The sequence below is a fragment of the Rhodococcus sp. MS16 genome (assembly GCF_013277795.1).
GTDB classification, from domain to species: Bacteria; Actinomycetota; Actinomycetes; order Mycobacteriales; family Mycobacteriaceae; genus Rhodococcus_F; species Rhodococcus_F globerula.
On the sequence record NZ_VBTM01000005.1, the window covers coordinates 851,154 to 863,241 of the forward strand.

A 12,088-nucleotide genomic window follows, 5' to 3' on the forward strand; every position below is an offset into this window, starting at 1 on the left:
CCGTCGGAGTACGTCTTGACAGCGCAGACCCACCTGGTCCCCGGGATCACCGTATTGATCTGCTGCTACACCCACGACCGTCTGGATCAGCTGTCCACCGGCATCCGCAGCGCCCAGACGCAGCTTCGCCCGGACTCGGACGAACTGATTGTGATCGTGGACCACAACGACGCACTCCGCGCAGATCTGATTTCCGCCTTCCCGAGTGGCATCACCGTGATTCCGAACGCGGCGACCCGCGGCCTGTCCGGCGCCCGCAACACCGGTGTCGCGGCAGCGCGGACTGAGTTGGTCGCGTTCGTCGACGACGACGCGGTGCTCCGACCCGGGGCCCTGGACAGCGTTCGCAGCGCCTTCACCGACGCGTCCGTTATCGCCGTCGGCGGTGCAGTACACGCCAAATGGGAAGCAGGAGCCCCGCCATCGTGGTTCCCGGACGAGTTCGGCTGGGTCGTGGGCTGCGACTACCGCGGGCTTGCCGCCGACGGCGCCGAGATCCGCAACCCGATCGGCGCCGCCATGGCTGTCCGCCGTGCCGAATTGCAGAAGATCGGCGGTTTCTCCGACCGTCTGGGCCGCGTCGGAACAGTCCCGGCCGGCTGCGAGGAAACCCTCATGGGAATTGAACTACGACAGCAATTCCCGGGATCCAAGGTTGTGCGGATCGAGGAGTTTGCCGTCGACCACTTTGTTCCCCGCACCCGTAGTACCCTGCGCTACTTCATCAGTCGCTGCCGCCACGAGGGCCGCTCCAAGGCTGTGCTGTCCGACATGGTGGGCGGCAAGGCCGGGCTCGCAGCCGAACGAAGTTTTGTCATTCGTACTCTGACCACCGGGGTTCTCCGCTATCTCCGCGGCGCGGTAACGGGCAACGGCATCAGCGCGGTGTCCCGGATTCTTGTCATGATCCTCGGATTGTTTGTCACCGCATCAGCCACTGCGGCCGCGGCCATTCGCCAAGGCCGTCGCACCACTAGTTCGGAAGTACAAGCGCCAGTGGAAAAACCGGCCGAAGCACCCGTCGCCGCCGACGAGTTGATCACCGTTGTGATTCCCACTGTCGGTCGCGATTCGTTGCTCAACACCGTGCGTACCGTGCTGGCGCAGGATCATCGCAATATCGAACTGCTGGTAGTGGACAACCGTCCCCACCGAAGTGAGGCCGCGCGGATTCTGGCCGACATCGACGACCCCCGCCTGTCGATCCTGGAACAGCCCATCCCCGGTGTCTCGGCGGCCCGAAACAAAGGACATCAGAGCGCCAGGGGCCGCATCGTCGCCTTCACCGACGACGACGCAGTCCCCGATCCCGGGTGGATCTCGGGCATTGTCACCAGCTTCCACGCCGACAACACCAGTTCAGTCGGAGTCGTGACCGGCCGAGTGCTCGGTACAGAATCCAACACCAGGGAGCAAGCCTGGTTCGAGGAAGCAAAGGTCTTCGACAAGGGCGAGGTAGCAACGCTCTGGGCGATGAACCTTCTCGAAGAGACTGCGCTCGGCACAGACGACACCCTCGGTGAGTACGGTCCCCACGGTCCGTTCTTCCCCTACACAGCGGGCGAGTGCGGATCGGGCAACAACATGGCGTTCCGATCGACTGCCCTGCACTCGATCGGCGGATTCGACGAGCGCCTCGGCACCGGCACCCCCACCCACGGCGGTGAGGACCTCGACGCTTTCCGCGCAGCACTCCTCGACGGTTGGTCTATTGCCTACAATCCGAACGCCGTTGTGCGGCACTACCACCGTGACAACATGCCGGAACTTCGGGTGCAAAGTTACGGCTACGGCACCGGTATGGCCGCGTCGTTGACCAAGTTCGTCTTGTCCGGATCACCGCGGCCGATCCTCACGCGTATCCCACGGGGAATCCACATGCTGATCTCGCCGACGTCCACGAAGAACATCGACTTCCCGTCCGACTGGCCGCTGCACCTGCGAATCCTCGAAGCCCTGGGTTACCTTGCAGGACCGGTCCTGTTCGTTCGTAGCCACCTGAACGCGCGCCGGGTCGGTGCCGGGCGGTGAGCACCGAAATAGACACCGACACAGACATCATCGATCTCCGGCCAGGTAAGTCCGTGGCATCGATCCCCCACTACGGGTGGAATCCCCGTATCTGCCTGAGAATCGGCGTGGCAGTTGCGGTTGCCATGTTCGTGCTCAACCTCGCCGTGGCAACCGACATCGCCGACTTCGTGCCCGCGCCGATCCGCCTGCTGATCGCGCTTGCCGGTATGACCCTGGTTCCCGGACTGCCCGTCGTTGTTGCGCTGCGCATTCCAGGCCGCGCGCTCTCGGCTGCCCTGATCGTGTCGGTGTCGTTGGCCGTCACCATCCTGGCCAGTCAACTGACGATGGTGGCCTCGTGGTGGAGTCCGCTGCGCACTCAGTTCATCTTGGTGCTCCTCGCACTCGCACTCTGCGCCGGCGCCTCGCGCACTGTGCCGTCTGACTTCCGACTGCCGAACGGCGAACGCCAGCGCCTGCGCTATGTCGACCGGAGCCGAGCCTACGGTTTCGGTGCGCTGCTGATCGCCCTGATCCTGTTCGTGGTCGCGGCCGCAAGGTTGGATGTCGCGGCGGCGGGCCACTTCGGCATCGTCACCGAAATCGGGCCGATCTACGTGCTCGGACTGGTAACGCTCTGCGGCACAATCGCGTACACGCTGCGTCGACGCGTGATCGACCACGTGTTGATGGCCGCAAACACCGTCATGCTGATCCTCTACACCACGATGCTCGTTCCGGTAGCCACCGGCGAGACCACCGTGCCGGTCGCGTTTGTGCATCGCGGATTCATCAACATTCTTGCCCAGAGCGGCACCCTTCCCAACTCGATCGACGCGCGATTCAGTTGGGCCGGATTCTTCTCCGCCGGGGCACATCTGATCACGGTCGCCGATGTTCCCGACGCGACCGTGCTACTTCTGTGGGCGCCGCTGTACATGGGCGCGCTACTGGCGTTTCCGCTGTACGCCATCGCGATTGCCATCACCGGCCGCGTTCGGCTCGCCTGGCTGGCTGTGGTCATCTACCAACTCTTCAACTGGTACCAGCAGGATTACTTCGCCCCGCAGGCCGTCGCGACGATCTTCTACACCACCATCCTCGCGACGCTGTTGTGGCAGCTTCGACGCTCACCGCTTCCGGTAATCGGTTCCGGGATCGGTCGATTCATCGTCTCGGCGCCTCGGCGCACCCCCGGGTTCGTTCCCGGTTTCGATTCACTCCGCACACTCGCGGTGGGCGCGGTATTGCTGCTCCTCATCGTCGCCACCACCGTCAGTCACCAGATCACCCCGATCCTGGTCATCGTGGTCCTCGCATCATTCTCACTGTTCGGAGCAACGCGCTACCGGACCATGTGGCTGGCAGCGGGTCTGGTGTTCGCGGCATGGTTCAGCTACGGCGCCACCGACTTCTGGATCGGCCACCTCCAGTCGATCTTCAGCGAGATTGGGCAGGTCGGCAATTCCGTGGGCCGCGGTGTGGGCGAGCGCATCACCGGAGATCCGACGTACCAGCAGATGCAGTACCTGCGTATGGGTGCGTCCGGGATACTCGCGGTGGTGGCCTTTGCAGGTTGGGTGCTCTCACGCCACCGACGAACCTGGCTCGTGGCAGGAGCCGTTGCCGCAGCGCCGTTCTCGCTTGTCCTACTGCAAAGCTACGGCGGCGAGATGATCATCCGTTGCTTCGTTCTCGCCTCCCCGGTCCTGGCTCCCTTTGCCGCCGTCGCCCTCGCGCATGCCGGCAACCAGATCCGTAAAGCACTCAACCCGGTCTCGTCGGCAAATCACACGCGGCCGCGCAAGACACGACCGTCCTACGGGGTTCGGGCGGCCGCTGCAACCTTGGCATTGGTCTCGCTGGGATTGCTCTTGACCACAAACCGCGGACTGAACACCGCATTCGAAGCGTCGACAACCGATCAGGTCACGGTATCGGACCAGTTCATCGCGGCGGTTCCGCCGTCTACGACGATCATGACGTGGAGCCACGCGTCTCACACGAACGGTGTGCGACGGACGCTGGACCCGCTCGGGCCGCGAATGATGTTCGTCGACAGCTACGACTGCGCCAACGACCTCAGCGGTTGCGCTCTGACACGTAACCCCATGTACGTGTACGTCACGAGCCAGGGCATCGGAATGGCGTTGCTGCAGCAGGGCATGACGCAGGAGTATCTCGACGCCGAACTGGCCGCTATCATCGACAGCGGCCTCTACGTCCCGATGATCGAAAAGCCGAGCATCACGATCCTGCGCCGTGTCGACGCACCCGCTATCGAATTCGAGTCCCCATGAGTGTTGCGATCTTCTTCTTCCTGGCCGCCGGCGTTCTCCTGGTCGCCGGTGTGATCCTGCGTGAACGCGAGGTTCCTGCCACCGGCAGCATCGGCCGCGGACACGCCGCCCAACTGATCAGCCTTGCGCTTGCCGTCTGTGTGATCACCGCTGCGACTCTGACTTTCGTGCGACTGATCGCAATGGCTGTATGAGCCGTCGACGGCGGCGCGCTGCCGGAACTATCGCGGCACTCGCCCTCATCGCGTCCTGTACTTCGTGCACGATCGCGACCGATTCGCCGGTCGAAAACCCGTGCGCGCCGGAATCCGCACCTGGTGGCGTGTCACTTCCTCGCGGTGACCTGCAGGGTTGGAAGCAGATCTTCAGCGATGATTTCGACGATTGTGATCTCGGTTCCGACTGGGGTACCTACAGCGGCCAGCCAGGCGGCAATCCGAACAGCACGTGGGATGCGTCGATGGTTCAGGTCGACGACGGTCTGCTCAACCTGAATTCGCAACGAACCGATTCGGGATGGATCACCGGCGGGGTGTCGAATTATCCGGTCACCCAGCAGTACGGGCGCTGGGAGATCCGAATGCGCGCCGACAACAGCGACGACATCTCGTACCACATGCTACTCTGGCCACAGAACGAGAAGTGGCCACCGGAGATCGATTTCGCGGAAAGCGTCAGCGGCACGCGCGACGAGATGTCCGCCTTCCTGCACTGGGTCGACGACAAAGGCACCAACGACAAAAAGGGTGTATCCACGGGGGGAGATTTCTCCGAGTGGCACACCGTCGGGGTCGAGTGGGGACCTGGCATCGTCCGCTACCTGCTCGACGGCAAAGTCTGGGCCGAAGCACATTCGGAGACAATGGTTCCGGACGTCCCCATGTGGCTCGGCCTGCAAGCCGAGGCCGGAGCGTGTGAACGTCGTGAGGACTGGGGCATGACACCGTGCTCCGACTTCTCGGAGCAGCGCCCGGACAACGTTGCCGTACAGGTGGACTGGGTCACTGTGTATGCGGCAGACTTCGACGAGTTGGAGAAGATGCAGAAATCCGGTTACTACGATCCGTCACCGGATGCCATTCAGTTCACAGACTGAGATTCACTCCGCATAACAAGAACAGCACGGGTAAGTGGCACAACAAGGATCACGGCAGACACAGACTCAGCCACGATGTACGCCCAGCCCAACGCGACAAGTCCGTGCTCGTCGATCAATGCCAGACTGAGTCCGAGAATCAGTGCCGCATTGCAGATCTGCACTGCCACCGCCAGGCGTAAGCGGCGACGCACTCGGGCTACCGCAGTGTACGCGGCCACTATTGTCGCGGGAATCAGCGCAAGTGCAGCAAGGCGGAGCAGCGGAGTTCCCTGCTCCGCGTATGGCTTACCGACAATCTCCAACATCACGGGCGCGATTACGGCAAACAGCAGAACACCGCTCAACGCGACAGCACCGAGTATTGCAAAGAACCGAAGTGTCAGACCGTACAGACGCGCTGGATCACTGCCGGCCGATGCGGCAACATACGGCCCCATGAGCATGGTCATCAAGACCAGTACGGCAGTGACCAGGGACCAGGAGATTGCAAAGTATGCGTTGGCGTCGGCACCCATTCGCGATACGACGATCAAGGGGAGTAGCAGTGGCGCAAGCGCACTGACCACGTAGATGCCGTAGGAACCGGCGAGGTAGTTCCCGATCTCCCGCCGAGGTGGCAACTGCGACGCCGCGCTCTGGTAGTCGGGAGTGCGCAGCCGCCGGGCAACCATCACACCGAGGACAAGTGCGGCGATCAGCGCCGGGACCGTCCACGTCCAGATGATGGCGAGGTGTGAAGCGGTAAACGCCAATGCTGCGGCAAGCACCAGCTTCACAATCGCGTGCGCGACGTTCTTCCCTGCGGCCCAACCGGCTTCGCGGAACGCCACCGCGGTGTGGTCGAGCATGGCAAACGTGGAGAACACAACCACAACCACTGGGAAAAGCCAGTACTCGAACGGATGGAGGAACATCTCCGACGTCGGGCCAAGCAGCAGGAATCCGCCGCCCAGGAGAAGGCCGCCCACCGCACCGACGGCAAACCCCGCCCCGACAAGCGACTTGGAGCGCTGCCCGGCAAGCGGGAGGAAGCGTTCGAAGAGTCCACCGATACCGAAGTTGCCGAAAGCCGAGAGCATGGTTGCCGTGGTGATCACCGCCGCGGCAGCACCTACCTCACGCGCCGGGTAAAGGCGTCCGAGAATCGCCCAGTAGACAAGACCCACAACACCGGTCAAGAGCGCTGAGACAGTGAGCGCCAGACTGTTTCGCTCGAGGCTGTGTCCGTTCGTGCTGGAACCCCCAGTACTGGGCCCCTCAGCGCTGGGGTCACCTGCGACTGCCGCCTCCGGCGATACGACGGTGTCGCCGGAGTGGGCGGTCACAGCGTCAGTTCGCGAACGTCAGCCTGTGCGGTCTTCTTCTGGATGGTCTTGGTCTCGCGCCAGTGCTGCCATTCCTGACCGATGGTGCGCAGCACTCGCATGCCGTCGCTGTAGGCGTTGAGGTTGCTGCGTCCGTGGATCCGGGGACCCTCGAAGCTGCCGACCTCGACGATGTTGAGGCCGCTCGTCGCAAGACGGACGTTGATGACGGTTTCGATCTCGAAACCGTCGCCCCACTGCGCGCGCTGGTACTCGACCGGCGCCAGTTCGAGCAGCGGGATGTGCTTGCGCCAGAAGGCGTTGTAGCCGTAGCAGAGATCGGAGAACTTTGTTCGGAAGATGAGGTTGACCAAGCCGTTGAGGCCCTTGTTACCGACGTTGCGCAATCCGGTGATGTCGGAACTTCCACCGCGGCCGACAAATCGGCTTCCCTTGGCGAGGTCGGCCCCGCCGACCAGTGCCTCGACGAAGAAGGGAATCTCAGCGGGGTCGGTCGAACCGTCGGCGTCGATGGTGACGATGATGTCGCCGGTCGATGCCTCGAATCCACAGGCCAGGGCGTTGCCCTTACCGGAACGGGTCTGCACGACAAATGTTGCATCCGGCCACAATTCACGGGCCACAGCTACGGTGTCGTCAGTGGAATGTCCGTCGACGAAGACGATCTGATCGATATCCGTAGGCATCCGCGACGCAACGAACGGCAAATTTTTTGCCTCGTTCATGGCCGGGACGATGACGGAGACGGTCGGACGGTTCCCGCCCTTACCGGATGCCGGTTCGGACGGTGTCGCTCCGGTGATGTCAGCAGCCGGGCCACCTGTCGGTATCGAAGTACTCACGACGATCGTCTCCACTCATATTGACAGTCCGATGCCTGGAGAATGTGTTGGCCACTGGCTCACACCCAGACAATGTCCCTCTCCAAGAACTGGATTCGGGAGGTCATGCAGTTCGTCGAACTGCATGCCTTAGAGTAGAAGATAGGCAAGCCTTAGCAAAGCCCTAAAGGCCTTGTGTGTCGACAGTCACATAATATCCAGTGGCCGAGGTGCGGGTGATCCGGTATTGCAACAACGAATACGCTCGAAGACAAACAAAGGAACTTACACGTGCACACTCAGGTTGCGATCATCGGTGCCGGACCCGCCGGACTGACTCTCGCCGCTCTGCTTCACCGACAGGGTATTTCCTCCATCGTCCTCGAACGTCACGACCGCACATACATCGAGACACGAACCCGAGCGGGAATCCTCGAGCAACCCACCGTCGATCTCATGCACGAAATCGGCGTGGGTGACGGAATCACTCGCGAAGGCATGGTGCACAACGGGTTCTATGTTCGGTTCGACCGAACCACACATCATCTCGACTTCACCAGGCTCGTCGGCGGCCACGCCACCGTCTATCCGCAGCAGAAGCTGGTTGCCGACCTCGTTACGGACCGGGTCGGGGGCGGCGAGCCTCTACTCTTCGAGGCCTCGGTACGTTCGATCGACACCACCACCGACGGCGCCCGCCTGCAGGTCCAGACACCAGAGGGACCGCTCGAGATCACCGCGGACTTCGTCGCCGGCTGCGACGGATTTCACGGGGTGAGCCGCGCACACCTTCCCGCAGACTCGGTCCGAGATTTCGAGAGGACCTATCCCGTTGCGTGGCTGGGCATCCTGGCACACACCACCCCCACCACCCCCGAGGGCATGTACTGCGCGCATGAGAACGGCATCTCGGTGCACAGCATGCGCGGGCCGAACATCACCCGCCAGTACCTGCAGGTTCCCGCGGACACCGACCTGGGCGACTGGTCTGACGAACGCATCTGGGACGAGCTGACACTCCGCAGCGCCAGTGACGATTTCCCGGTACTCGAGCGCGGCGAGATCTTCGACAAATCACTGGCCCCGTTGCGCTCGTACGTGTGCGAAACCATGCAACACGGAAGGCTTTTCCTACTCGGCGACGCCGCCCACATTGTTCCCCCCACCGGCGCAAAGGGTCTCAATCTTGCAGTGTCCGACGCAGTCACGCTGTCCTATGCACTCGGTGCGTTTTACCTGACCGGCGGCAGTGAGCACCTCGACGCATACTCGAGCACCTGCCTTCCACGTATCTGGAAGGCACAGCACTTCTCCGCAATGCTTACCGAAACACTGCACTCGCTGTCCGCAGATCCATTGGATTGGCAGCTGCGACGCGCTCGCCTGACCAGGTGGGTGGAGTCGGAGCACGAGCAGTCCGCACTGGGCGAGGTCTACCTGGGCCTGCCATTCCCCAGTCCCTGGCAGTATCCGGCATAACAGCAGTATCCGGCATAACAGCAGTTACCGGATCAGGTATTTCAGAATCGAGCCGGTCGCGGAAGTTCGGGCAACCGGATGCCGAACTCCGCGGCCAGTACGGCAAGTGCTTCGTCGCCGTCCAGGTCGCGGGCGCTGCGTAGCGCCCCGTCCGTAACGGCTAGCTGGTACTGCTCGTCAGGCCTGCAGGAGAGTGTCTTTCGCACACTGCCCTCGGTCAGGGAGCACACGATTCCGCCGGTGAAGCGGGCCAGCGGGGAGGTGCTGTGCCACCACGCCATTGCCGCGAAATCTGCGAGTGGCCTCGTGGTCGCGTCCGTCAGGTACGACGCGCCGGAAGGAAAGCGCACGTCCCATCCGGCGACTGCGCCGGCGTCGACCTGGTGCACTATCGCGTCGCCACCGAACCCGACGTCGACTAACCACGTCTCGCCTGCGAAGCCGACAACGATTGCGACGTGGCCTAGTGGAAGCCCCGGCCCGTTCGGAGTGACGACGGCTGCGCCGACCAACTGTGCGTCGAATCCGACGGTGCGGAGAGCGCGGGCGAGCAGGCCGTTGAGTTCGTAGCAGATTCCACCTCGCTCACGCCGGAGCAGCTTCTCCTCGATCGCAGCTACCGAGACCTCGACCGGGCGTTTGCGGTGAATGTCGAGATTCTCGAACGGGATTCGGGACAACTGAGCGTCGGCGATACGTCGCAACAAGGACGCGTCGACGGGACTCGTCAGGCTATCGTCGGGCAATGCGACCCTGCGGAGATACGAGTGCATTTCCGCACTCGACATCACGTCGGCGTCGCGGCGCATATGACGCATTTGCGGTGCTACCGACGGTGTTTGTGGTGTAGATCGCAGTACTGCCTCTACCCCGATGGAATCCATTTGTGTAGCCTACCCTAATATTGCGGAGGCACTCGAGAACGTCAGCCGCACGTTCGATGCCCGATTGGAGAACCTCGGTGTTCACATCACCCAACTATGCGAAGTCGCAGTCCTCGGGCGGTAAGTCCATCCGACTCTCCCGGATCAGCGACTACGCTACCGGGCGCACTCTCGTCGTCCCGCTGGATCATTCGGTCACCGTCGGTCCACTCGGCATGGCCGACCACGCGAACTCGTTGGTCCACACTCTTGCGCAGGCCGGAACCAATGCCGTAGTTCTCCATCGCGGCCGCGCCAAACACGTCGACCCTGCCCACTTCGCGCGCATGGGATTGATAGTCCATCTCTCAGCGGGAACGACCCGAAGCATGGACCTCGACTCGAAGGTTCTTGTCGGCGGCGTCGAGGACGCGCTACGCATCGGTGCCGACGCGGTCAGCGTGCACGTCAATATCGGATCGTCCACCGAACGCGAGCAACTCCAGGATTTCGGCAAGGTCTCCCACGAATGCGAAACACTCGGAGTTCCCTTGCTGGCCATGATGTATGCGCGCGGTCCCCTACGTGGTGATCTCCCGTCGGACGCGGCGGAACTGAAGCACCTGGCGGCTATCGCTACCGATCTCGGTGCAGACCTGGTCAAGCTCGACTACAGCGGCACCCCCGAATCCATGCGTGAGGTTGCCGAGTCCTGCCCGCTGCCCATCTGCGTCGCGGGCGGCCCGCCCCTCGAAGACGTCGACGCGCACGCACTCGCGCTCGGCGCCGAGATACTGAGCTCAGGTGTTGCCGGGTTGAGCTTCGGCCGTAATGTATTCGAGGCACGCAATCCGTACGCGGTGGCCTCTGCACTGGCCCGGATGATGCACTCCCCACAGGAATCGGCATCCCGGTCCGAACTCGAGATTGCCTGATCTTCAGTTTTCACCACCTCGCACGCACGCGCGCTTGTTCAACCAACGAAGGGAACGTGTCCAACTATGGACAGCACTATCGTCACCGACCAGATCCTCCCGGCGACGGGGGCCGGCACGGACAGTCGACGGACACCGATCAGCCGCGAAGGCCACTTCGCCTGGCTCGACGTCCGTTCGGTCGAGCAGAGCTTGCTGCCGGCAATTGTGCAAGCCGCATTGCACCATCGCATCGACGGCATCCTCTCGGACAAGATCGAGACCTTCGACGGCCTTCCCCCCACCGTGCGCCGCATCCTGAGCGTCGACGCTCCACTGGCAGAGGACTTCCCGTACGACGGAGTTGACCTCGTCGTGGTCGCCGACCGCGCGGACGCGTTGTCCCCCAACATCGGCCACACCCCTGACCGCGGCGTCCACGTTGTCGTTTCCGACGCACCGACCCTGCAGCTGGCGTGCGAGGTTGTCCGTGAGGTGCCGTGGACGCTTCTCACGTTCACCGACCCGACCAAGATCCCCCTCGAGATCGTCATCGCCGCAGCCGAGAACTCCGGCGGACGCACGGTCACCACGGTTACCGACGTCGAAGACGCCGAAATCGTGAAGCTGGTCCTCGAGCACGGCTCCGACGGACTCCTGCTCGCGCCTCGTAGCGCCGACGACGTCGTCCGCATCGCGCGCATCGTCGATCACCAGATCGAGTCGATGGAGCTCTCCGAGCTTGTCGTCACGAAGGTCGAGCACATCGGCATGGGCGATCGTGCCTGCATCGACACCTGCTCGTTGCTCGAGAAGGACGAAGGCTGCCTGATCGGTTCGTTCTCCACCGGAATGTTCCTCTCCTGCAGCGAGACCCACCCGCTGCCGTACATGCCGACGCGTCCCTTCCGCTGGAACGCCGGCGCGGTGCACTCCTACGTCCTCGCTCCGGACAACCGCACGCGCTACGTGAGCGAACTTCAGGCCGGCCAGCCGATCCTCGCGGTCCGTTCCGACGGCAGTGTTCGCGAAGTACGCATCGGCCGCGTCAAGATCGAGAAGCGCCCGCTGATCTCGATCACCGCAGTTGCCCCGAACGGCAAGAACGTCAACGTCATTGCGCAGGACGACTGGCACGTGCGCCTGCTCGGGCCCGGTGGCAGCGTCAACAACGTCACCGAACTGGAACCGGGCGACAAGCTGCTCGGCTACGTTCCCACCGAGGCGCGCCACGTCGGCCTGCCGATCACCGAATTCTGCGACGAGCGCTAGGA

10 protein-coding genes are annotated in these 12,088 nt (G+C 63.0%); 7 read left to right on the top strand and 3 right to left on the bottom strand.

The window, feature by feature from the left end; all coding sequences use genetic code 11:
• Window positions 1–15 precede the first annotated feature (15 nt).
• Genes FEZ60_RS16735 through FEZ60_RS16750 form a run of 4 tightly spaced genes read left to right on the top strand, consistent with a single transcriptional unit; the run spans window position 16 to window position 5,409 of the window.
• A complete protein-coding gene (locus FEZ60_RS16735) occupies window positions 16–2,031 on the top strand; it encodes a glycosyltransferase family 2 protein (RefSeq protein ID WP_242484621.1) in 2,016 nt (671 codons plus the stop codon).
• On the top strand, window positions 2,028–4,313 hold the full coding sequence (locus FEZ60_RS16740) for a hypothetical protein (protein WP_202026119.1): 2,286 nt from the start codon (window positions 2,028–2,030) through the stop codon (window positions 4,311–4,313). The genes FEZ60_RS16735 and FEZ60_RS16740 overlap by 4 nt, the downstream gene beginning before the upstream one ends.
• A complete protein-coding gene (locus FEZ60_RS16745) occupies window positions 4,310–4,507 on the top strand; it encodes a hypothetical protein (protein WP_033231638.1) in 198 nt (65 codons plus the stop codon). The genes FEZ60_RS16740 and FEZ60_RS16745 overlap by 4 nt, the downstream gene beginning before the upstream one ends.
• Window positions 4,504–5,409, top strand: coding sequence for a glycoside hydrolase family 16 protein (locus FEZ60_RS16750; RefSeq protein ID WP_172936541.1), 906 nt, complete (start codon window positions 4,504–4,506; stop codon window positions 5,407–5,409). The genes FEZ60_RS16745 and FEZ60_RS16750 overlap by 4 nt, the downstream gene beginning before the upstream one ends.
• On the opposite strand, the gene FEZ60_RS16755 is transcribed toward FEZ60_RS16750, so the two are convergent.
• Together FEZ60_RS16755 and FEZ60_RS16760 are read right to left on the bottom strand one after the other, a co-directional pair.
• Complete coding sequence (locus FEZ60_RS16755; RefSeq protein WP_346343367.1) at window positions 5,394–6,737, bottom strand: lipopolysaccharide biosynthesis protein; 1,344 nt, start codon at window positions 6,735–6,737, stop codon at window positions 5,394–5,396. The genes FEZ60_RS16750 and FEZ60_RS16755 overlap by 16 nt on opposite strands.
• Entirely contained in the window at window positions 6,734–7,540 is an 807-nt protein-coding gene (locus tag FEZ60_RS16760) for a glycosyltransferase family 2 protein (protein ID WP_230590013.1), read from the bottom strand. The genes FEZ60_RS16755 and FEZ60_RS16760 overlap by 4 nt, the downstream gene beginning before the upstream one ends.
• Before the next feature lie 309 nt (window positions 7,541–7,849).
• On the opposite strand from FEZ60_RS16760, the gene FEZ60_RS16765 reads away from it, so the two are divergent.
• Window positions 7,850–9,037 (top strand): 4-hydroxybenzoate 3-monooxygenase, encoded by a 1,188-nt coding sequence (locus tag FEZ60_RS16765; RefSeq protein ID WP_172936542.1) that lies wholly within the window; start codon window positions 7,850–7,852, stop codon window positions 9,035–9,037.
• A gap of 41 nt (window positions 9,038–9,078) precedes the next feature.
• Here the strand turns inward: FEZ60_RS16765 and FEZ60_RS16770 are convergent, their stop codons facing one another.
• Window positions 9,079–9,921 carry an arylamine N-acetyltransferase gene (locus FEZ60_RS16770; RefSeq protein ID WP_172936543.1) on the bottom strand — a complete coding sequence of 281 codons (843 nt, stop codon included), beginning with the start codon at window positions 9,919–9,921 and terminating at the stop codon, window positions 9,079–9,081.
• 77 nt (window positions 9,922–9,998) lie between these two features.
• Here FEZ60_RS16770 and FEZ60_RS16775 point away from each other — a divergent pair, with 77 nt between their 5' ends.
• Entirely contained in the window at window positions 9,999–10,835 is an 837-nt protein-coding gene (locus tag FEZ60_RS16775; protein ID WP_033231827.1) for a 2-amino-3,7-dideoxy-D-threo-hept-6-ulosonate synthase, read from the top strand.
• 66 nt (window positions 10,836–10,901) lie between these two features.
• On the top strand, window positions 10,902–12,086 hold the full coding sequence (locus FEZ60_RS16780; protein WP_033231641.1) for a 3-dehydroquinate synthase II family protein: 1,185 nt from the start codon (window positions 10,902–10,904) through the stop codon (window positions 12,084–12,086).
• Window positions 12,087–12,088: the final 2 nt, after the last annotated feature.

Bases quoted from the DNA above. Each gene is read 5' to 3' on its own strand.
- FEZ60_RS16770 (WP_172936543.1), bottom strand. From the start codon at position 9,921: ATGGATTCCATCGGGGTAGAGGCAGTACTGCGATCTACACCACAAACA.
- FEZ60_RS16780 (WP_033231641.1), top strand. From the start codon at position 10,902: ATGGACAGCACTATCGTCACCGACCAGATCCTCCCGGCGACGGGGGCC.
- FEZ60_RS16750 (WP_172936541.1), top strand. From the start codon at position 4,504: ATGAGCCGTCGACGGCGGCGCGCTGCCGGAACTATCGCGGCACTCGCC.
- FEZ60_RS16745 (WP_033231638.1), top strand. From the start codon at position 4,310: ATGAGTGTTGCGATCTTCTTCTTCCTGGCCGCCGGCGTTCTCCTGGTC.